Genomic DNA, 21684 nt, shown 5'->3' with positions numbered 1-21684 from the left:
CAGGCGGAAATCCAGCGGATTTAGGCGGCGTTCGTAACGAACCGTCCGTCCGACTGGTCGAGACGACGGCGGATCTGGGTTATCACCATCGAATCGTCGGGTACACAATTTTCATAGGTGAGGAAATCGCCTGTCTTGACCGGTTTGACCACCTTGGCGCGTTCGGCGAGGCCGAGCGGCAGGGCGCCACGGGCGCGTGCGTCTTCCCAGGTCATGGCGAAGCCGCGATAGTCGTTCTCGCCGATCATGCCCAGCGACTGGCCAAGGCCAAGGTCGCTCTTGGCAACCGCCACCGCCTCGGCGACTGGATGGTCGAGCGGCTCCATGTCGGCGCGCTTGTAGACCACGGCGCGCGCCGCCGACAGCGGCACTTCCAGGCTGGTCAGGTGGTAGGGGCGGAAGATCGTGAAATACGGCCCCTTGCCGACCTTGAGGTCGATCATGCGCTCCAGCACCCGTGGATGCCTGGTCTCGATGATGCAAAACACCCCGGGCGCCACGCCCTTGCCGATCGAATAGTCGACCACGCCCTTGCGGTGCAGCACGCCGCCATCCTCGCGCGGGCAGAGCACGCCGGCGAGCTCCTCCAGAGTCGCGGTCGGGCCGTGCATGCCGGGCACGTCGGGCACCAGGCCGGTGGCGTTGGCGATCGCCACCATCTCGATCGCCGTCTTCGAGCCGTCGACGAATTCGACCAGCATGCGCGCATTCATGTTGCGCTCGGCCGCCTCCTTCTCGTAGTCGGCCGGCATGGCGTCGATCTTCAGCGGATTGTTCTTGCCCTTGCCGGCGGCGATGATGTTGAAGCCGAGGCTCTTGGCAAAGCCGATGATCTCCAGCGTGCAGGCCGGCTCGTCGCCGGCGGCACCCGTATAGACGACGCCGGCCTTGCGCGCCTCTTCCTTGAGGAAGCGGCCGATGGTGATGTCGGCCTCGACATTGAGCATGACGATGTGCTTGCCGTTCTTCATCACTTCGAGTGCAAACAGCGTGCCGATATTGGGATTGCCTGTCGCGTCGATGATGACGTCGATGCGGCCGGCGGACGCCAGCGCATGCAGGTCTTCGGTCACCGCGATCTTGCCGGCCTCGATGGCGCGGTCGATCGCCGCTGCATTGCCGGCCTGCACGATATCCGAGCGGTCGTGGCCGGCGAGCAGCGCCGCATCGATCGCCGCCTGCGGCCTGACCTCGGAGATGGCGCCGATCCGCATGCCCGGCATCAGCGCGACCTGGACGACGATGTCGGTGCCCATCTGCCCGGCGCCGGCAAGCCCGATGGTGATCGGTCCCTGCTGTTCAGCGCGCTGCAAAAGTTCCGCTGCAAATTGCGGATGGGCCATTTCGCTTCCTCCAGTTCCTGACGCGCCGCAGCGTCGAAGTCATCATTTTGAACATTCCTATTTCCAAATGAAAAATATTTCAACCTGCAATTCGGCAGCCGTCCCCCAACATTCTGTGATTTCAATTCGTGCACCCTTGGTATGCGACTTGGCTGTGCGGTCAGCTAGGGAGCAGAGAAGAAGGCGGTGATCTCTTAAGGATGCAGGCGGTGACGACCGTCACCTCGCTTCTCGCAAGCGAGCGAGTGCGGCGAAAAACTGTTTCATAGCCGCTCAGCTGCCGCTGCGCCAATCGCTAGCGACGAAGCCGCGCAACAGATAGCGCCAGTGGCATGCTCGGCGCATGCCAGTATCTCAGCTGCCGACTTCGAAGAAGGGCGCGCCAAGCAGGTCGGGAACAACGTCGATGCCGAGGCCCGGCCCGTCCGGAATGCCCATTCGGCTTCCCGAAATTGGCGGCTTGTTCGATGCGGTGCGCACGGTCACCCATTCGTGGAAGGCAATGGCGTGCAGCCGGCGCTCCTCCGGCGTCGACAGTGACAGATGCGCCATGGCTGATGTGTCGATCTCGGCGCCGCCGGTGTCCTCGACGGTGATCATGAAACCAAGATCGACGGCAAGGTCGCGGATCTGCCGCGTCTTGGTCACGCCGCCGAGCCGCGAGATTTTCAGCGTCAGCCCGTCGGCCGCGCCCTTGCGGTGGATGTCGAGCATGTCGTCCAGCGAGGCGACGGATTCGTCGAGCACCATCGGCTTGTCGAGCGAGCGGCGCACCGACATGCATTCGTCGATCGTGGTGCAGGGCTGCTCGAACGTGTAGTCGATGGCGCGCGTCGCATCAGTGAACTGGCGCGCCTGATAGCGCGTCCAGCCGGCATTGGCGTCGCAGAAGATCACCGTGCCCTTCGGCACCGAAGCGGCGACCGCGGTGACGCGCTCGATATCGTCATGGACGTTGCCGCCGACCTTTACCTGCAGCCGGTGGAACCCGTCATTGACGATGCGCTTGGCCAGTGCGGCCATCGCATCGACCGTGCCATGGGTGACGACCTTGTAGAGCTCCGCCGTCTCGCTCTCGCGCCCGCCGAGCAGCGTGACCAGCGGCACGTCGGCGGCGCGTGCCGCGAGATCCGAGCATGCCATGTCCAGCGCCGACTTGATGTAGGGGTGGCCCTTGAACACCGTGTCCATCAGCCTGCCGATACTGGCCAACGCGCGAGGATCGTGGCCGAGCAGATGCGGTGCAATTTCCATGACGCCGGCGCGAACGCCGGCCGCGAATGCCGGCGAGTAGAAATTGCCGAGCGGCGCCATCTCGCCCCAGCCGGTGAGGCCGCTGTCGGAGGTGATGGCGACGATCACCGCGTCGAACGCGTCGGCGACACGCCCTTTCGACATGCGGTACGGCCCGTCCACGAAGGGCTGCACGACATGGTAGGCTTTAATGGTTTTGATCTGCAATTTCTCTATCCGTTGTCTGTGATGTCTTGACGAGGCCGCCAATTGGCGGTTTCTGTCGGCTCAGCTGCCTTCTGGTCGGTTTCGCGTCAGGCCGGCAAATTCGACCTTGGCGCCTTTGGAAGCACGCTGTTCGAGGCTGCGCGCATAGGCGAGCAGTTCTTCGAAATCGAGGTCGATATGCTCGCGGGCGTGGCGCTGGGTTGCGCCCATGTCGGCGCCCTTCAGCAGTTGCACATAGGTCTCGTGGATGTCTTCGGCAGGCACCGGCTCTTTGCGCGCCCGCTGGTGGAGGGCAAAATACATCTGCAGCCGGCTGGCCAGCCGCTGCCAGGTCTCGAGCAGAACCGAATTGTCGGCCCACTCATGGATCAGCCCATGCAGTTGCAGGGCCGTTTCGATCTGCCTTGTGGTGTCGCGGTCGCGCGTCGCCTGCTTTACCGCCTCGTGGCGCCGGTCGAGCTCGTCGAAGAAGCGCTGGTCGCGCAACGGCCAGGTCAGTTCGATGGCGAACTCATCCAGCACCTTGTTAAGCGAATAGGCGTCATCGATGTCCTTGGCGGTTACGTCGATGACGAAAGTTCCGGCGTAGGGAATGCTGGTCAGGATGCCTTCCTGCACCAGTTCGCGCATCGCCTCGCGCAGCGGCGCGCGGCTCACCCGCATCTGCTCGGCAATCCTGAGTTCGTTGAGCTTCTGCCCGGGTTCCAGCTGGCCGGTCAGGATCGCGCGCCTGAGCAGCGCCACGATCTCGGCGCGTCTTGTCGTATCTGCGATCGGAGCGAAATCCAGCTTCCCCATTCGGTCACTCCACAAGGAACCGAAATCAAGACAAGCAGATTGTCGACAATCTAACAAGGCCCTATTTGTGAACTCGCGATTCCAGGCAGAATGTCGGCGCCTTCGGCCTCAGGCGGCCCGGCCGTAGAAGCCGATGCGCTCCTCGTCACTGAACATCACGCCTGACTTCTCGTAGTAGGAGAACACCGCGATCATGCGCTCGTATTCGCCTTCGACAGTGGTCACGCGATGCGCGGTGTTCTTGCCGCGGAAGACGTTCAGCGTGCCCGGCATCATGCGCAGTATCCTTGCCTCGGGGTCGCGTCCTTCGAGCAGCCTGGCGACGCCGTCGTAGTTGGGATTGTCGTCCGAGCGGAGATCGGTGCGGTATTCGAGATCGCCGCCGCGTTGCGCTGCCTGCAACAACAGGGTCGTGGTGAATTCCGAGCGATCGAAATGCCAGTTCAGCGCCTCGCCGGCGCGATAGGCCATCACATTGGTGCGCGCCAGCGGGTCCTGCATGACATGCAGTCGCGTCTTGCCCATCGCCGCCGCCAGGAAGCGCAGCAGCGGTTCGTATTCGTAAATGGCGAGCACGAGGCTGTCAGGAATTTGGTCGGCGCAGACCGTATGGCTGATGGTCTCGACCTTGCGCAGCGCAGGATGGTCCGGAGCGAGCTCCGGGATATCAGGCTTGAAGTAGATGTTGTGCATCCGCTTGTGCACGTGCGAGCGCGTCGCCATGACGGGCTGGATTTCCTGCACCGCCCGTTCGGCTACGCCGGGCCGCAAAAAACCTTCGAGATTGAACATGCCGTCGGCCTCCAGCGCCGCAATCGAGGTCTTCACGAGGCGCTTCCACTCGGCGCTGCCTTCACGGTCGAGCGGGTACCGGTCCAGATCGAGAATATTTTTCATCGTCTCATGCTCCAAGGTTTGGACACAGAAGACGGCAAAAAAATCTTTCTCTCAATGGCGAAAAGTCTTCCGCAGGAAAAACTTATGGAAGACTCGATGGAACGGCTCCCCCCGCTGAACGCGATCAAGGCCTTCGGGGTCGCGGCGCGCACCGGCAGCTTCACCTTGGCCGCCACCGAACTCGGCGTCTCCTCGGCGGCGGTCAGCCAGCAGATCCGCAATCTCGAGACCTGGTTCGGCAAGCAGTTGTTCGTGCGCAGCGGCAACCGCATCGCGCTGACCGACGCCGGTCATGCGATCTATCCGCAGACGGCGCGCGCCCTGGGCGACATCGCGGCGATCGGGCGGCGCATGCTGGATGGCAGCCTAAAAACCCGTCTCGCCGTCAGCGTGCCGTTCTCGCTGGCCGAATTGTGGCTGGCGCCGAGGCTGGCCGTGCTTCTCGACGCTTTCCCGCAAATGGCGATCGACGTTAGGGTCGAAGACGATCCCGTCGACCTGGCGCGCCAGAACATCGATCTTCGCATCAGCTATGGCGACTATCACTATCCCGGCCTGCGGCTCGTCCGTCTCGTCCATGACGATGTCCTGCCGGTCTGCGCGCCGGACTTTTGGCAGAGATACGGCGACGGTGCCTCCAGCCTGGCGGATGTGCACGAGAGCATGTTCATCCATACCAACTGGGGTCCGAACTATGTCTCGCATCCGACATGGGCGGACTGGTTTTCGGCGTCAGGCGGCAGCCGCTCGCCTGACCCGTCGCATGGGCGGCGCGTCGGACTGTCTAGCCTGGCGATCACCTCGGCCCGGCTGGGTCTCGGAATAGCCCTTGGCCAGAGGATCATGGCCCGCGCCGATCTGGAAGCGGGCCGGCTGATCGCGCTGTCGTCGGTCTCGGTCCGGCTCGGCCATCCCTATTGCGCCTTCATACCGCCGGCCAAGGCCGATCGCGCCGATATCGCCGGCCTTGTCGAACTGCTCAGCAAAACGGCGCCCCCGGCTATGCCGAGGGCGCCGCTGGACCGGGCCTGATGGGGGGTATCAGGTGGCCGGTTTCTGTGGCAGCGGCGAGACAGGCATTCCCGGGCCGATCTTCTGCAGATTGCCTGTTATCACCTGGTCGCCTTCCGATACGCCGCTCGAGATGGCCACCAGATCGCCATTGGTCGGCCCGAGCGAAACGATGCGCTGGTCGACGGTGTTGTCCTTGCCGACGACGTAGAGGTACTTGCCGAGCTGGCTCGATCCCAACGCCGTCTGCGGCACCATCAGTGCATCGGGCTGCTGCTTGATGTGCAATCTCACACGAACATATTGGCCCGGCAGCAGCGTGAACTTGGCGTTGCCGATCGTCGCCCGTGCAGTGATGGTGCCGGTCGAACGATCGACCGTGTTGTCGATGAAGGTGAGTTGACCTCTCTGGCGCGGTTCGGTATCGCCGGGAAGCAGGACGTCGACATCGATGGGCCCCGCCGCGCGGGCTTCCTCGATCTGCACCAGATCCGTTTCGCTCGGATTGAAGGTGACATAGATCGGGTCGAGCTGCACCAGTGTGTTGAGCACCGTACCGGCGACGCTGACCAGCGTTCCGACCGAGGCCTGGTTGCGGCCGACGCGCCCGGCGAACGGCGCCTTGATTTCCGAATAGCTCAGATTGAGCTCGGCGGTCCGCACAGCCGCCTGGTTGACGGCGAGCGAGGCCTGGGCCTCGCGCAAGCTGCTGGTGCGCTGGTCGAATGCATCCTTGGCGATGTATCCGCTCTTGGCGAGCTCGGTGCCGCGACCAAGGCTGGAACGGGCATAATCGAGCGTTGCTTCGTCGCGCTGGACCTGAGCCTTCGCCTGGTCGAGGGCTGCCTGGAAATCCTCTGGAGCGATCTTGTAGAGAAGCTCGCCCTTCTTGACATCGCTGCCGTCGGGCGCGACCTGCTCCTGCAGATAACCCGGTACGCGCGCCTGCAGCGTGATGCTGCGGATCGGCTCGGTGCGGGCGGCATAGTCGAGATAGATCGGGATCGTTTTCTTGACGACGCTCACCACCGGCACCGGCATGACAAACGCCGCCGCGGGTTCAGGTGTTGCCGCCCCTGCCGTACCGGCATTAAGGCCGAAATCGCCCATGTCGAGCAAGTGAACGCTCGCCACCGAGATCGCCCCAACGGCGACGGCTGCTCCCAACGCAATTTTCCATTTACGCATGATCAATTCTCCAATCCTATTCGGCCGCTTCGGCCAATCGCTCGAAAGCGGGTTCGGCAGTCGGTTCAGTCGGTTCGGCAACGGGTTCGCTCTTGCTGCCACGCTCGCGCAGCTGCTCGATAACCGCATAGAAGACCGGCACGAACACCAGCGACAGGATCGTCGCCGCGACCATGCCGCCAAAGACGGTGGTGCCGATCGACTGGCGGCTCGCTGCACCAGCACCTGTGGAAAACATCAGCGGCAGCACACCGAGGATGAACGCGAAAGCGGTCATCAGAATGGGCCGCAGCCGCAGGCGCGCCGCTTCCATTGCTGCGTCGACGATGCTGAGGCCTTCCTCGCGCCGGCGCCGGGCAAACTCGACGATCAGAATGGCGTTCTTCGCCGCCAGCCCGATCAGCATGACGAAGCCGATCTGCGAATAGACGTCGATCTGCATGCCGCGCATCAACAGGGCGACAAACGCACCGAACAGGGCAAGCGGCACCGCGAGCAGGACCATGAAAGGCATGGCCCAGCTCTCATATTGGGCGGCGAGGATCAGGAAGACGAAGACCATGGCGAGACCGAAGACAATCGAGGCGATCGATCCGGCCTTGAGCTCCTGATAGGTGATCCCTGTCCATTCGTAGCCGAAATCCTTCGGCAGTGCCGTGGCAGCGGCACGTTCCATCGCCGCGACCGCCTGGCCTGAGGAGAAGCCGGGTGCGGCACCGCCGTTGATCAGGGCCGACGCATTGTTGTTGTAATGCGGGACGGTTTCCGGGCCGACGATAGGCACCAGCTTGCCGAGCGTGCTCAACGGCACCATGCCGCCGGAGGCATTGCGCACATAGAGCCGCGAAATGTCGGCAGCACCCGCACGCGCATCCTTGTCGGCCTGGATCGTCACCCGGAAGGTGCGGCCGAACAGGTTGAAATCGTTCACATAGAGCGAGCCGAGATAGATCTGCAGCGTGTTGAACACGTCAGGCAGGCTGAGGCCGAGCAGCTTCGCCTTGTTGCGGTCGAGGTCGTAGTTGAACTGCGGCGTCGAGGTCGAGAACGACGAGAACAATTGCTGCGGGTTAAGCTCGGGCTGTTTACGCGCTTCGGCGAGCACAGCTTGCGTCGCGTCGTTGAGCGCAGCGCTGCCGCGACCGGTCAGGTCCTCCACCTGGAATTCAAAGCCGCCGGTCGTGCCGATGCCCGGAATCGAAGGCGGATCGAAGCTCAGCGCGAACGCTTCCGGAAGTTCCATGAGCTTCGAGCGCACGTCGGCGACGAGCTTCGAGGCGCTCTGGTCAGGGCCACGTTCGTCCCATGGCTTCAGGATGGCGAATTCCACGGCCGAGTTCGACTGGGCCGCACTGGTGAGGAAGTTCAAGCCGCTGATCGAGCCGACGATGTCGACACCGGGCGTGTTCTGCAGGATGTCGCGCGCCTTCCGCGCCACCGCGTCGGTGCGTTCCAGCGACGCCCCATCCGGCAACTGGATGACCACGAAGAAATAGCCCTGGTCCTCGACCGGAAGGAAGGTCGAGGGCAGTCGCTGCCAGACGAAATAGGTCGCGACAAGCCCGGCCGCGAATATGCCGAGCATGATCCAGCGCAGGCGGATGAGGAAGCGCACACCATGGGCATAGGCATGCGATATCAGGTCGAAACCCGTGTTGAACCAGCGGAACAGCACGAACTGCGTTGCCGGGCGGTGGCGCAGGAAGGCGGCGCTGAGCGCCGGCGTGAGCGTCAGCGAGACGAAGGCGGAGATGCCGAACGAGATCGCCACCGTCAGCGCAAACTGGTTGTAGAGCCGGCCGGAAACGCCGGGTATGAAGGCGACCGGCACGAACACGGCCATCAGCACGGCGGTCGTGGCGATGATCGGGCCGGTGACCTCGGCCATCGCCGCGCGCGTGGCAGCCAGCGGTTTGAGGCCGGCCTCCAGCTGGCGCTCGACATTCTCGACGACGACGATCGCGTCATCGACGACGAGGCCGATCGCCAGCACCATGCCGAGCAGGCTGAGCATGTTCAGCGAGAAGCCGAACATGTACATGACGACGAGCGTGGCCACCAGCGACACGGGAATCGCAATCGTCGGGATGATCGTGGTGCGCCAGCTCTGCAGGAAGATGAACACCACCGCGACGACCAGGACCAGCGCCTCGCCGAGCGTGACCAGTACGTCCTGCATCGACGCCGAAACGAAACGTGTCGTATCGTAGTGCATGGCGTAGCTGACGCCCTTCGGGAAGCGGGCCGACAGTTCCTGCATCTTGTCCTTGACGCGCTGCTGCAGATCGAGCGCGTTCGAGCCCGGCATCTGGTAGACCGCGAGCACCACGGTCGGGTCCTCGCCGAAGAACGCCGACGACGAATATTGCAGGGCGCCGAGTTCGATGCGCGCAACGTCGCGCAACCGCACAAGCGAACCGTTCGCGGCATCGGCGCGCACGATGATGTCGCCGAATTCCTTGGGATCGCTCAGTCGGCCGACGGCGTTGACCTGCATTTCGAAAGCGGTGCCGGCCGGCGCCGGTGACTGTCCGATCTTGCCGGCCGCGACTTGGACATTCTGCTCGGCGATGGCGTTTTGGACATCGACGGCGGTGATGCCGAGATTGGCGAGCTTGTCGGGATCGAGCCATACGCGCATCGAATAGCGCCGCTCGCCGAAGATCTGCACGTCGCCGACGCCGGGCAGGCGCTTCAGCGGGTCGACCACTTGCAGGTAGGCGAGGTTGCTGAGCGCGACCGGATCGACGGAGCCGTCGGGCGAGGTGAGATTGACGATCAGGACGAAGTTCGGGTTCTGCTTCTTGATCGTCACGCCGCCCTGGTTGACGATGGCCGGCAGCGAGGACGCCGCCTGTGAGACGCGATTCTGGACATCGACAGCGGCGGTGCTCAGGGGATAGCCGACCTCGAAGGTAACGGTGATCGTCGACGAGCCGTCATTGGAGCTCGACGACGACATATAGGTCATGCCTTGAACGCCGTTGATCTGCTGTTCAAGCGGCGTCGTGACGGTGTCGGCCACGACCTGCGCACTGGCGCCAGGATAGTTGGCGCTGACCACGACCTGAGGCGGCGTGATATCGGGAAACTGCGAGACAGGCAGCAGGAAATAGCAGATCGCCCCGGCGAGCACCATGATGATGGCGATCGACGATGCGAAGATCGGACGGTGGATGAAGAAATTTACCATGACACGCACGCCTCGCCCGATGCTCTCGCCTGGCCAAAGGCCTTGGCCAGCCTGGACAGCCGCCGGCTGCGGCTTTGCCCGGAATCCTCCAGGAAACGAGGCGGCGCCTTGCGGCTGCGGCCTTGCGAATCCGCAAGGGTACGCAGCATCGTCTCGAAAGAGCGCGGGTCGACACGGTCGGCCTGCATCAGCATCCGGATCATCGGATCCTTCACAACTTCGTCGATCGTCAAATCTTTGCGCTGCGACATCGTAGCGGCTCCTGGCTTGGCGATCTGTGGCGTACGCCGCCGCAGGTCGGGTGGTCTTCCTGTTTGCGGCCAACGTCGCCTGGGGCGCAGTTTCATGCCTGGGCCGGTTCGGCGGAGGCTATTCACAGGCGCCTGCGAGATTGACACGAGGCAATGGGGGTGTTACCAGTAAGTAACATCTAGAAGTTACAGACCGGTAACACCCTAGTCAAGAGGTGTACCGAGGGATTTTTCGGAAACCCCGGAAACCAAGGAGGTTTTGATGGAAGACGGTACTGCGGAACGCATCCGCCCCCGGGATCGCATCCTGGAGACGGCACGGGATATGTTCCACAAGCATGGCATCAAGGGCGTCGGCGTCGACGCGATCACTGAGGCCGCCGGTACCAACAAGATGACGCTCTACCGTCATTTCGAGTCCAAGGACGATCTGGTCATCGAGTGCCTGCGGGCGACCGCATGCAGCGCCAACGCAATGTGGCAAAAGTTCGAGGCCGAGCACCCGGGCGACAAGCTTGCGCAACTGCACGCCTGGGTTCGGATGGCAGCCGATTGCCTGATGATGGACGGCCGCGGTTGCGACATGGCGAATGCCGCCATCGAGTTGAGCGAGACCGATCATCCGGCCCGTCGGGTGATCAAGGAACTCAAGCAGGCCCAGCGCGACCGTCTGGTCGGCCTGTGCCGGGATGCCGGCATCGGCCAGGCTGAGCTTCTCGCCGATACACTGTCGCTGCTGCTCGAGGGCGCCCGCGTCAGCCTGCAAAGCGTCGGCGCCGAAGGCCCGAGCGCGCAGTTCGTCCGCATGGCGGAAGGCTTGATCACCTCATTCAGGGCCAGATAGTCTCGCAAGCGGCGAAACGATCGGTGGCGTGTTCATTGCGAGCCGCGCCGCCGACTGCTCTTTTGTCCGTTCGGATGTACCGTCATCGCGCTTCTCCTTTGCGGTCCGTCGACGCCATTCCCGGCACTACCTGTTGTTTGTTGATCAGCAGGATAGGACCGAAAGCGAATTGGTGAGAGTGACAAGTGTGACGGGATTCGTCGGATCTGCTGATCACGGCTGCAACATGCCCTACCGCTCGCACCTTTGCGGCGAACATGCAGTCGGCATCAACCCTGGTGACAGCTGTCGCGATCATTCGTGCTCAGACTGCTGAACGGGAGCGCAGATTGAATAACCGAATGACGAAGAACACGGCGGTCTGCGGCAGGATCAGCCGGGGATCGGCCGTACAGTCTTCACTGCATTGATGGCGAAAGTGACGACGATGCCGCCAGCATTCCCGACCCGACCGGGGCTGGCATTCTGGCGGTCCGTTTGGTCAACGGCCCGAACAAGCCGGTGGTGATCGCCGGCGCGCGGACCGACAATCGTGTCCAGTGATAGTCATGACCCCAGCCTTTGCCCAACACCCGGAGCCGGAACAAAAAAAGCCCGCTGCCGGGAGGAGGTGGCAGCGGGCTTGATGTCGAATGCGGCACGGGAGGAGGGTGCGCCGCACTCAGCGTCGGCATCACATCTGGGAGGAGTAGATGGCCGACACGCAACATATATGGGTTGCTTAATGATTCGGCAACAAAAAAAGTTGCATAGCTGGTGTGCAGATTTGCGGCGTCGTCTCAAAATTCGCGATGTCGGCCTGGAGCGCGGCGTCACTGCACCGGGACGTTTTCCTTGAAGATCAGGCGCGGTTCGATGAACTTCCGCGTCAGATAGGGCGCCGAGGAAGCGATCGAGCCGAGCAGGCGAATGACCGATTGCTCGGCGATCAGTCGTGCATTCTGATCGATGACGACATCGAGCAGATCGTCGACGAGATAGCCGCGTGTCGCCCTCGTCAGGTCGTGACAAATGAACACCGGCTTCCTTTGCGGCTTGGCTTCCAGCAGCGCTTTCGCCACGCCAGAACGTCCGGCGCCGACGCAATAGATGCCGAGCAGTTCCGGCTCGTTGTGCAGCGCCTTCATCGTTGCCGTATAGCTGATATCAGGCTCGTCGTTGATCTCGACGGCGCTGGTCACGGTCAAATTGGGGAACTCCTCGCTGAGCACGGAGCGAAAGCCCATTTCGCGTTCCTCATGCCCGCGATAAGAGCGTGAGCCGACGATCATTGCCAGATGGCCCGGACGCCCGCCCAGGAAACGTCCCATCAAAAGGGCTGCGGTGCGCCCGGCGACACGGTTGTCGATGCCGACATAGGCCGATCGCGGTGCGCCCGGAACGTCCGACACCAGCGTGACCAGGCGGATGCCAGCCTCGACGATCTCGCGCAGGATGTTGCGCGTTCTCGGATGATCGATCGCGATGACGCCGACGCCGTTTGCCTTGAGCGAGAGGTTTTCGACGGCCGCCTGCAACGCGTTCGGCGAGATGCCGGCGAGCTTGTGGATGCGGCAGGAGGCGACAAGCGGCAGGCGTGCCGCATAATCCTCGATATGATTTGCCAGATCCATCATGAAGGCATTGGAGCCGATCGGCAGGAAGAACTCGAGATGCGCCGGCCGCGAGGGCAACACGACCTGATCCACGACCGGCAAATAGCCAAGCTGCTTGGCCGCCTCCATCACCCGCTGCCGGTTCGCGGCGCTGGCGCCTGGCCGGTTGTTCAACACCCGGTCGACCGTTGCGGTCGACAGCCCGCAGCTTCTGGCGATGTCCGCAACGGTGGCTTTCATTGTCGCAGTCATAGGAGCCGATGTGATCCTGTACCAGAGATACGGCCAACCCGGCTTCCAACTGGCCACTCAGCCCTTCGATTGCTTCCCCTGGACGATGGCGTCGCGGATCTCCTTGTCGGACATGCCGGTGATGATCCGTTCGACCTCGGCGACACTGGTGTTCTTCGGGTCGATATCGTCGGCGACCACCTTGCCGCGGCGCATGACGACGATGCGGTCGACCACCTGGAAGACGTGATGGATGTTGTGGGCAATGAAGATGCAGGAATGGCCGGAATCGCGGGCGCTGCGCACGAAGCTCAGCACACCTTGCGTCTCGGCGACGCCGAGATTGTTGGTCGGCTCGTCGAGGATGATGAGGTCGCTGTCGAAATGCATGGCGCGCGCGATCGCCACCGCCTGCCGCTCGCCGCCGGAGAGCGAGCCGATCGGTGTGGTCGGCGGGATGTTCTTCGAGATGCCGACCTGCTTGAGCAGATCGCGGGCGACCACGTTCATCGCCTCCTGGTCCATACGGTTGAGGAAACGCGGCGGCTTGATCGGCTCGCGCCCGAGGAACAGGTTGCGCGCGATCGACAATTGCGTGACCAGTGCCGAGTCCTGGTAGATCGTCTCGATGCCGTGGGCGATGGCGTCGCTGGTGCTGCGGAAGTCCACCTTCTTGCCGCGGATGAAGATGTCGCCGCTGGTCAGCGGAACCGCACCCGACAGCACCTTGATCAGCGTCGACTTGCCGGCGCCATTGTCGCCGAGCAGGCCGACGATCTCCCTTTCATTGACATGGAAATTGGCGTCTACCAGCGCCTGCACGCGCCCGTAGGACTTGCGGATTTTTTCCATGCGGACAAGCGGTTCGGCCATGGTTCAAGTCCCCGCCTGATGCCGGCGTTCCAGCCATGAGTGGAGCGCCATCATGCCGAGGATGATCGCGCCGATGAAGATGTTGTAGGCAAGGCCCGGCACGCCGATCAGCACGATGCCGTTGCGCATCACGCGCAGGATCAGGATGCCGAGCACGGTTCCGATGATTGTGCCGCGTCCGCCGGTCAGCGCCGTGCCGCCGATCACCACCATGGCGATGACTTCGAGCTCGTAGCCGGTGCCGCTGTTCGGGTTGGCCGCCGAGGTGCGCAGCGAACTGATGACGCCGGCAAGCGAAGCCATGATCGACGACAGGATGAACAGGCCGATCTTGACGCCGCTGACATTGACGCCGCGCGCCCTTGCCGCATTGGGGTTGCCGCCGGCCGCCTGGATCCAGTTGCCGGTCCGGCTTTGCGTCAGCACGTAGCCGAGTGCGATCGCGGCTGCGATGAACCAGAACAGCGACATATAGATGCGGAACGGCCCAATGAAGAAATCGCCAACCAGCGCCTCGGCGAGCCAGCTGCCTTCGGCGCTCCAGGTGCGTTGCGGAAATCCGCTGGTGACGAACAGAGCGGTGCCGCGCACGACCAGCAGCATGCCGAGCGTCACCAGGAAGGACGGGATCTTGAGTTGCGTCACGAACCAGCCATTGACCAGCCCGATGAAGGCGGCAACCAACAAGGCTACGATAAAGCCGGCTTCCAGCGAGGTGAGGCCGCTGTTGAAGAGCGTCCACATCAAGACGGGCGAGAAACCGAACAGCGATCCGACCGAGAGGTCGAATTCGCCTGAAGTCATCAACAGCGTCATCGCCAGCGCGATCAGGCCGAGCTCGACCGTGAAGGCCAGTATGTTGCTGATGTTCTGCGGCGACAGGAAGTCGTGGTTGAACCCCCAGAACACCGCGAGCTCGACGACAAGCAGCACGAAGGGCCCGAATTCCGGCCTGGCGATCGAGCGTTGGATGATGGAACTGTTTTCCACGTTGGACCCGCGACATGGTTGGAACTGGCCAAGCCCGGCGCCGCATAAGGCGGTTCGAGGCTCGGCGGGATGATGGGGATGATCGTGGCAGGCGTGCCGCGACCATCCCGATCGCGGTTCTATTTTCCGGACAGGATGTCGTCGTAGACCTGTGCGGTGTCCTTTTCGTAGAGTGCGCCGGTGATCACGTCGAAGCCGGGCGGAATGCCGCTGGCGGCCATGCTGGCGATCGAAAGCGCCACATAGCTGGTCGCCTGCGGATCCTGCCATTGTGCGGCATTGACGTAGCCGGTCAGCACCTCCTGGGTGGTGTCGAGCGAGTTGCCCCAGCCGACGACCGGGATTTCACCCGGCTTGATGCCGGCTTGGTCGAACACCCGCTTGATCGAGCCGGTCACCAGGTCGCCGAGACCGATGATCGCCTTGACCTTGGCCCTGTTGGCGGTGAGGTAGTCGACCATGCGGTTGATCGCTTCGGCCTGATCGAGCGTGGCTTCGGTGATTTCATAGGTGATGCTGAGTGGCTCGAAGACGCTCTTGATGCCTTCTTCTTCCTGCACGCCATAGGTGGCGCCCGGGATTTCGACCGGCATCCAGACGAAATCGCCCTTCTTCACCAGGCCCTTGTCGACCAGATACTGCGCCCAGTTCTTGCCGAAGGTGACGTTGTCGCCGCCAACATAGGCGTTGAAGTCCGCCTTCGGATCGGGCGTGTTGAAATTGATGATCGGGATGTTTGCCGCCCGTGCTTCCTTAGCGAGCTCGATAAGGCTGCCCGGGTCGGGGCTGGTGGTGGTGATGCCGTCGGCCTTTGCGGCGATGGCCGCGCGAACAGCCTCCTGCTGGGACGACACGTCGCCATTGTGGAACGAGGTGTTGACGGTGTTGCCGGTGTCCGTCGCCCATTGCTTGGCGCCGGCGAGGAAGTAGGTCCAGACCGGATCGGCCGGACCGCCATGCGAAATCCAGTAGAAGGTCTTGGCCTGTGCCGCCGCTGGGATGGCCAGCGCCACGATCAAGCCGAATACAAATAGTCGTAGCCGTGTCAGCATTTGATTTCCTCCCATTTTGAAAAACTTCCTCCACCTCCGACGACGATCACGGCAAACCCTGATCGTACTTCTTGCCAGCGCCGATCTGGATGGCATCAGAGCATCCGCTTTTTCGACATATGGCAAGCCTCCATTTGCCAGTGGTAGTTGGCGCGCGACAAGGCGCCATCAGCAGTCCCATCAGATTGCATCAGTTTGGCTGATATTTTCCAGGCAAGGCTCCCTCAGTTCGCGCACCAGGCCGAGACATCTCCTTTCGCAGGCGGGGAGGGTCGTTAGATGAGGTCGGCGCTGGCGAGGTCGCGCATCAGATGGCTGGCGCCGTAGGTCCAGTGGGGACAGTCGGGCGACAGCCGCACTCGGTTGACCAGAGCGCCGAATTTCTCCGAGGAGATGCTGACGATGTCGCCGACCTTGTGGGTAAAACCCTTGCCCTTTTCGCCGCGATCCTTCGACGGCACGAACATCGTGCCGAGATAGAGCGCCAGCCCGTCCGGATATTGGTGATGCGGACCCATGGCGGCCGCGACCAGCTCTTCCGGCGAGCGGCTGATCTCGGCCATCGAGCTGGCGCCCTCCAGCGAGAAACCGTCCTCGCCCTCGACCTTCAGGCGCACGATGGCCTGCTTCACGTCATCGATGGAAAATGTCGCGTCGAACAAGCGGATGAACGGGCCGAGCGCGGCCGAGGCATTGTTGTCCTTGGCCTTGCCGAGCAACAGCGCCGAGCGCCCTTCGACGTCGCGCAGATTGACGTCGTTGCCGAGCGTCGCGCCGACGATCTTGCCGCCGCTGGCGGCGATCATGGTGATTTCCGGCTCCGGATTGTTCCAGGTGGAAACCGGATGCAGGCCGACATCAGCGCCGAAGCCGACCGACGCCATCGGCTGGCATTTGGTGAAGATCTCGGCATCGGGGCCGATGCCCACTTCCAGATATTGCGACCAGGCGCCGCGCTGGATGAGCTTGGCCTTGATCTCCATCGCCTCCGGCGAGCCGGGCTTGAGCTTCGACAGATCGTGACCGATCAGCCCGGCAATGTCGGCGCGAATGGCGTCCGCCTTTTCGGCGGAGCCACGCGCCTGCTCCTCGATGACCCGTTCGAGCAGGCTGACGACGAAGGTGACGCCCGACGCCTTGACCGCCTGCAGGTCGACCGGAGAAAGCAGGTACGGTTTTTGCGGATCGCGCGCGGCCTGAAAACTGTTGGCGGCGATTGCGTCAAGCGATCCAATCGGTTCGCCCCCGGCCGCGTGGACGTAGCCTGCTGGGTCCGGCATCTCGCAGACGTCGCGCACGGTTGGTGCCATGCTCGACGTGATGTCGAACACCGTGCCGTCGCGCACCATGACGACCAGCGGATGGGGCGTATCGCTTGTCCGGGCGCGGCCGATGAAGAGGCCCTCGTTGGGCAGGAGAGTGGTGTTCGTCATGGCTGCGGTCCTCTGCTGTCTTGTTCTGCTGCGACGGTCATCGCTGCCGGACCAGGTTCACAAACAGCCTGGCCAGCGGCGGCGGCACTTTCAACAAATTCCCGCCAAAGGTCTATCCCGTTCCTCGCGGTCGAGCCCTGCGCTGCATTTCGCATCGGCGGACGCCATCATGTTAAATCCGCTGATGCCGAGATCAAACGCTCTTTCAAAATCATGAAATCGTCACTAGGATTTTCATTTGACGAATTGCATTCAGGTGCCCCCTTGCCCCTACCGTTTTCCGATCCGATCTGGCAGAAGCCGCCGGCGGCCCCTGCGTTCCGGTCGCTTTTTCCCGGCGGCCAGCGTGCCGATGTCGTCATCGTTGGTGGCGGGATTCTCGGTCTGTCGACAGCCTTGCATGCAGCCCGGTTCGGCCTTGCCGTGCAGGTGCTGGAAGCCGGCGAAATCGGCCAGGGCGCATCGGGCCTGAATGGCGGTCAGGTCATCCCCGGCCTGAAATATGATCCGGAATGGTTGCTGGAGCATTTTGGCCCCGAACGCGGCGAGATCCTCGTCAATTTTGCCGCCTCGACGGCGGACGCCGTCTTCGAATTGATCCGCGACGAGAAACTGGCGGTGCCGTTCGTCCGCAACGGCTGGATCCAGGCAGCGCACACCGAGACGGCGCTGAAGGCGGCGGCGAACAGGGACCGGCAGTGGCGGAACCGTGGCGCCGATGTCCGGCTTCTGAGCCAGACCGAGATCGCCGCGTTGACTGGCGCGCAGGGCTATCTCGGCGGCTGGCTCGACCGCCGCGCCGGCGTGATTGATCCGCTTGCCTATACGTCGGAACTGGCACGGATCGCCTCGGCCACGGGCGTGAAGATCGCCGAACACCAGAAGGTGGTGCGCCTCGATAATAACGCCGGCCTTTGGCGCATCTCGACGGAGGACGGCGCCGAATTGCAGGCGAAGGCGGTCATTCTGGCGACGAACGCCTATACCGGCGACCTGCTCCCCGGTCTCGCCGAGACGATCGTTCCGCTGCACTCCTTCCAGATCGCGACAGCACTGCTGCCGCCCGATCTGGCGGCCGGCATTCTGCCGCAAGGGCAAGCGGTGTCGGATTCGCGCCGAATCCTCGTTTATTACCGCAAGAGTGCCGACGGGCGGCTGGTGCTCGGCGGGCGCGGCCCGATGGCGCTGCCGACCAGCGAAAGTGATTGGGCGCATCTCGAGCGCGCGCTGCTCCGGCTGTATCCGGCGCTATCCGGCGTCGCCATCGAAAAGCGCTGGTTTGGCCGGGTGGCGATGACGCCGGATCACCTCCCGCATATCCACGAGCCCGAGCAGGGCCTGATGGCCGTGGTCGGCTGCCAGGGCCGTGGTGTCGGCCTGATGACCGCGCTTGGCGAGCGCATTGCCGGCTATCTGGCGAGCGGCGACGCCAGGCAATTGCCGTTCCCGGTCTCGCCGATCCGGCCGATCCCATTCCACCTCTTTCGGCAGGTCGGCGTCGCCGCGACGATCGCCTGGTATCGTATGCTGGATGCATTCGAGCGCTGATTTTATGCCGATGCAGGAATCAGCTTGACAGTTTCATGAATCTGAAAAATTCTTGAGTGATTTCAAATTTCGATGGGCAACCCCGATGTCGACCATCGTTGCAAGGCAGCCGCAGCCGGAGTCCAGGTCCTCGACGGGTTTCCGGTTGGCCATGCTGCTGCCGGGCGGGCTGGTAACCTTCTTCCTGATCCTGTTTGCCCTCGGCCTCGTGGTTTTCCTCGCCCTTCGCGGCAATGACGGTTCGCTGCTGGGCGCCGGTTTCACTTTTGCGAATTTCATCACCGTGGCATCCGACCCGCTGTACTGGACGGTAACACTGCGCTCGCTGGCCATTGCCGGCCTGGTGACGCTGGCCACGGTCGTCACCGCCTATCCCGTCGCCTACTACCTGGCCTTCCATGCCGGACGGCGGCGCGGGCTGCTGCTGTTTCTGGTGACGCTGCCGTTCTGGACCAGCTATCTCTTGCGCGTCTTCGCCTGGAAGATCGTGCTTGCCTACAATGGCGTGCTGAACTCGGCGCTCGTCGAAAGCGGCATCTGGTCCGAACCGACACTGGCGTTTCTCAACACGCCGGCCGCCGTCATCGTCACGCTGGCTCACGCCTATGCGCCGTTCGCGATCCTGCCCATCTATGTGGCGCTGGACACGATCCCGAAATCGCTGCTCGAAGCCGCTTCCGATCTCGGCGCCAGACCGTTCACCAGCTTCCGCCGCGTCGTGCTGCCGAACTCGATGCCGGGCGTGTTGGCGGCGGCTCTCGTCGTCTTCGTGCCGACGGTCGGCGACTATGTCACCCCCGCGCTGGTCGGCGGCCCTGCCAGCACCATGATCGGCTCACTGATCCAGGCCCAGTTCGGCAAGGCAAATGACTGGCCGTTCGGCGCAGCACTCGCTGTTGCCGTCATGCTGGTCATCCTTGCCGTGGTGCTGGTCGTGCGTTCCGCCGACCGCAGATTTGGCAGCCGGACATGAGCGCGGCGCGGAAAGACGCTAAGAAAGGTGGGAGTTGGCTCGGCGCCTACGTCCTTGTCTACTTGGTATTTCTGTATTTGCCGGTATTGCTGATCCCGCTTTTCTCCTTCAACGATTCGATCCAGGCGGCGTTTCCGCTGCAAGACTTCACGTTTGAATGGTACAAGACGCTGTCCGGCAATTCGGCGCTGTCCGGCGCCCTTGCCAACAGCCTCGTCATCGGTGCAATTGCCGCCACCGGTGCCACGCTCTGCGGCATCACCGTGTCCTACATGGATCTCTTCGGCCGTTCGCCGCTTGCCTTCACGATCAGCGCCATCGCGCGGCTGCCGATCCTGATCCCCGGCGTCATCGTCGGCATCTCGCTGCTGATCCTGGTCAACCTCATTGGCTTCGGACCGTCACGCACGGCCATCGTGCTCGGCCACATATTGGTGGCGCTGCCGACGACGGTGGTGATCATGAAAAGCCGCTTCGCCGCTATCCCCAAGACCATCCACGAGGCGGCACTCGATCTCGGCGCGTCCGACTGGACGACATTCAGGCGGGTCATGCTGCCGCTCAGCCTGCCCGCCATTGTATCAGCGTTCATGCTGGCCTTCCTGACCTCCTTCGACGAGTTCATCGTCGCGTTCTTCCTCGCCGGCACCGAGCCGACCTTGCCGCTCTACATTTGGAGCCAGCTGCGTTTCCCGAAATCGCTGCCCACCGTCATGGCACTGGGCACGGCCATCCTGGCCGTGTCCTTCGTCATCGCGGCAATTGCCGAAATCCTGCGCCATCGCGGGCTCGCCGCCGCTCAGCGGCCGGTACCCGCCAACCTGTCCAAACCAGAAGAAACCGAAAGAGGAGAACTGCAATGGCATTCGACCTGAAATCGATAAATCGCAAGACAGTCCAAGCCGGATTGGCAGCCTTCGCGCTGGCACTTTCGTCGACCGTCGCGCTTGCGGCCGACAAGTTGCAATATTTCACCTGGTCGGGCTACGAACTTCCTGACTTCAACAAGAGCTTCCTCGCCGCACACCCCGATGGCGTCGAGGCCTCGATGTTCGGCGACGACGATGACGCCTGCACCAAGGTCAAGGCCGGTTTCCGCCCGGATGTCGCGCATCCCTGCTACGACAAGGTGGCGCGCTGGAACAAGGAAGGCCTGCTGCAACCGATCGACACCAAGCGCATCAAGAACTGGGATTCGATCTTTCCGGTCTTCAAGAACCTGCCCGACCTGCAGGCCGGCGACGGCAAGGTCTGGATGGTGCCGTGGGATTGGGGCAACACCTCGATCCTTTACCGCACCGATCTGGTGAAGAATCCGGAACCGAGCTGGAACCTGCTGTGGGACAAGCAATATGCCGGGCGCATGGCGACAATCGACGCCGTCCACGATACGCCGGTGGTGGCGGCGCTTCTCGCCGGCGTCAATCCGTTCGACATGACGCCGGAACAGATGGACAAAGTGGCGGAAAAACTGCGAGAGCAGCGCCCGCTGCTCTCCAACTACGCCACCGACATGACCTCCGTCGAACAGGCGCTGGCGAGTGGCCAGTTGGTCGCCGCCATGACCTGGAACGCGTCGGCCACTTCGCTGAAGAAGCAGGGCGTGCCGGTCGAGTTCATGAAGCCTAGGGAAGGCATGCTGACCTGGGCGTGCGGCTTCGTCATGCTCAAGGACGCCAAGAATGTCGACCTCGCCTATGATTTCATCAACAGCCGGCTGGAGACGGATTCGGGAAAATACCTGATCCAAGCCTATGGTTACGGCAGCTCAAACAGCTCGGCCTTCGCCGCGGTGCCGAAGGAGGAACTGGAAAAGCTGCAACTGCCGTCCGATCCGGAAGTGATGCTGAAGACCACCGTCTTCACCGGGCCGATGAAACAGAATGACGAACTCGCCAAGATGTTCGAGAAGGTCAAGGCAGGCGGCTGAACCTGCCTTCCCTTCTCCCACAATGAGGGGAGAAGGGAGAACCGCGAAGCGCCGCTCCAGGATACCGAAAACG

18 protein-coding genes are annotated in these 21684 nt (G+C 62.8%); 6 read left to right on the top strand and 12 right to left on the bottom strand.

The window, feature by feature from the left end; translation table 11 throughout:
- Nucleotides 1-20 precede the first annotated feature (20 nt).
- The 4 genes from AC0L3L_RS02085 to AC0L3L_RS02070 all read right to left on the bottom strand — a co-directional run bounded on the left by AC0L3L_RS02085 (nt 21) and on the right by AC0L3L_RS02070 (nt 4499).
- On the bottom strand, nt 21-1343 hold the full coding sequence (locus tag AC0L3L_RS02085) for an NAD(P)H-dependent oxidoreductase (RefSeq protein ID WP_473636363.1): 1323 nt from the start codon (nt 1341-1343) through the stop codon (nt 21-23).
- A gap of 354 nt (nt 1344-1697) precedes the next feature.
- On the bottom strand, nt 1698-2804 hold the full coding sequence (locus tag AC0L3L_RS02080; RefSeq protein ID WP_473636362.1) for a mandelate racemase/muconate lactonizing enzyme family protein: 1107 nt from the start codon (nt 2802-2804) through the stop codon (nt 1698-1700).
- A gap of 60 nt (nt 2805-2864) precedes the next feature.
- On the bottom strand, nt 2865-3602 hold the full coding sequence (locus AC0L3L_RS02075; protein WP_473636361.1) for a GntR family transcriptional regulator: 738 nt from the start codon (nt 3600-3602) through the stop codon (nt 2865-2867).
- Between the two features lie 108 nt (nt 3603-3710).
- Nucleotides 3711-4499: a HalD/BesD family halogenase gene (locus AC0L3L_RS02070; protein WP_473636360.1), complete on the bottom strand. Its 789-nt coding sequence runs from the start codon at nt 4497-4499 to the stop codon at nt 3711-3713.
- Nucleotides 4500-4595: 96 nt separating this feature from the next.
- Here AC0L3L_RS02070 and AC0L3L_RS02065 point away from each other — a divergent pair, with 96 nt between their 5' ends.
- Complete coding sequence (locus tag AC0L3L_RS02065; protein ID WP_473636359.1) at nt 4596-5531, top strand: LysR substrate-binding domain-containing protein; 936 nt, start codon at nt 4596-4598, stop codon at nt 5529-5531.
- 9 nt (nt 5532-5540) lie between these two features.
- On the opposite strand, the gene AC0L3L_RS02060 is transcribed toward AC0L3L_RS02065, so the two are convergent.
- From AC0L3L_RS02060 to AC0L3L_RS02050, 3 genes are read right to left on the bottom strand one after another with little or no spacing between them, the layout of a single operon-like run.
- Nucleotides 5541-6698 carry an efflux RND transporter periplasmic adaptor subunit gene (locus tag AC0L3L_RS02060; protein ID WP_473636358.1) on the bottom strand — a complete coding sequence of 386 codons (1158 nt, stop codon included), beginning with the start codon at nt 6696-6698 and terminating at the stop codon, nt 5541-5543.
- Nucleotides 6699-6714: 16 nt separating this feature from the next.
- Nucleotides 6715-9891, bottom strand: a complete 3177-nt coding sequence (locus AC0L3L_RS02055) for an efflux RND transporter permease subunit (RefSeq protein ID WP_473488274.1) — start codon at nt 9889-9891, stop codon at nt 6715-6717.
- The gene (locus AC0L3L_RS02050; RefSeq protein WP_473636357.1) at nt 9885-10142 is read right to left on the bottom strand and encodes a hypothetical protein; all 258 of its coding nucleotides are present in this window, start codon (nt 10140-10142) and stop codon (nt 9885-9887) included. The genes AC0L3L_RS02055 and AC0L3L_RS02050 overlap by 7 nt, the downstream gene beginning before the upstream one ends.
- Before the next feature lie 262 nt (nt 10143-10404).
- Between AC0L3L_RS02050 and AC0L3L_RS02045 the strand changes: the two genes are divergently transcribed.
- Nucleotides 10405-10986 carry a TetR/AcrR family transcriptional regulator gene (locus tag AC0L3L_RS02045; protein WP_023799451.1) on the top strand — a complete coding sequence of 194 codons (582 nt, stop codon included), beginning with the start codon at nt 10405-10407 and terminating at the stop codon, nt 10984-10986.
- Nucleotides 10987-11798: 812 nt separating this feature from the next.
- On the opposite strand, the gene AC0L3L_RS02040 is transcribed toward AC0L3L_RS02045, so the two are convergent.
- The 5 genes from AC0L3L_RS02040 to AC0L3L_RS02020 all read right to left on the bottom strand — a co-directional run bounded on the left by AC0L3L_RS02040 (nt 11799) and on the right by AC0L3L_RS02020 (nt 17160).
- Nucleotides 11799-12821, bottom strand: a complete 1023-nt coding sequence (locus AC0L3L_RS02040; protein WP_473636356.1) for a LacI family DNA-binding transcriptional regulator — start codon at nt 12819-12821, stop codon at nt 11799-11801.
- Nucleotides 12822-12890: 69 nt separating this feature from the next.
- Nucleotides 12891-13685 carry an ATP-binding cassette domain-containing protein gene (locus AC0L3L_RS02035; RefSeq protein WP_473636355.1) on the bottom strand — a complete coding sequence of 265 codons (795 nt, stop codon included), beginning with the start codon at nt 13683-13685 and terminating at the stop codon, nt 12891-12893.
- Nucleotides 13686-13688: 3 nt separating this feature from the next.
- The gene (locus AC0L3L_RS02030) at nt 13689-14675 is read right to left on the bottom strand and encodes an ABC transporter permease (RefSeq protein WP_123146974.1); all 987 of its coding nucleotides are present in this window, start codon (nt 14673-14675) and stop codon (nt 13689-13691) included.
- A gap of 119 nt (nt 14676-14794) precedes the next feature.
- On the bottom strand, nt 14795-15727 hold the full coding sequence (locus tag AC0L3L_RS02025) for a substrate-binding domain-containing protein (RefSeq protein ID WP_473636354.1): 933 nt from the start codon (nt 15725-15727) through the stop codon (nt 14795-14797).
- Between the two features lie 275 nt (nt 15728-16002).
- Nucleotides 16003-17160: a fumarylacetoacetate hydrolase family protein gene (locus AC0L3L_RS02020; protein WP_473636353.1), complete on the bottom strand. Its 1158-nt coding sequence runs from the start codon at nt 17158-17160 to the stop codon at nt 16003-16005.
- A 264-nt stretch (nt 17161-17424) separates the two neighbouring features.
- Between AC0L3L_RS02020 and AC0L3L_RS02015 the strand changes: the two genes are divergently transcribed.
- The 4 genes from AC0L3L_RS02015 to AC0L3L_RS02000 all read left to right on the top strand — a co-directional run bounded on the left by AC0L3L_RS02015 (nt 17425) and on the right by AC0L3L_RS02000 (nt 21611).
- Nucleotides 17425-18708: an NAD(P)/FAD-dependent oxidoreductase gene (locus AC0L3L_RS02015; protein ID WP_473636352.1), complete on the top strand. Its 1284-nt coding sequence runs from the start codon at nt 17425-17427 to the stop codon at nt 18706-18708.
- A gap of 85 nt (nt 18709-18793) precedes the next feature.
- Nucleotides 18794-19681 carry an ABC transporter permease gene (locus AC0L3L_RS02010; protein WP_473636351.1) on the top strand — a complete coding sequence of 296 codons (888 nt, stop codon included), beginning with the start codon at nt 18794-18796 and terminating at the stop codon, nt 19679-19681.
- Nucleotides 19678-20556 (top strand): ABC transporter permease, encoded by an 879-nt coding sequence (locus AC0L3L_RS02005; RefSeq protein ID WP_473636350.1) that lies wholly within the window; start codon nt 19678-19680, stop codon nt 20554-20556. The genes AC0L3L_RS02010 and AC0L3L_RS02005 overlap by 4 nt, the downstream gene beginning before the upstream one ends.
- Complete coding sequence (locus tag AC0L3L_RS02000) at nt 20541-21611, top strand: ABC transporter substrate-binding protein (protein WP_473636349.1); 1071 nt, start codon at nt 20541-20543, stop codon at nt 21609-21611. Before AC0L3L_RS02005 ends, AC0L3L_RS02000 begins: the two co-directional genes overlap by 16 nt.
- Nucleotides 21612-21684 lie beyond the last annotated feature (73 nt).

This window comes from Mesorhizobium sp. WSM4849, assembly GCF_055811385.1.
Note: the sequence above shows the minus strand (reverse complement) of the source record. Positions and strands in the feature narration are given on the sequence as shown.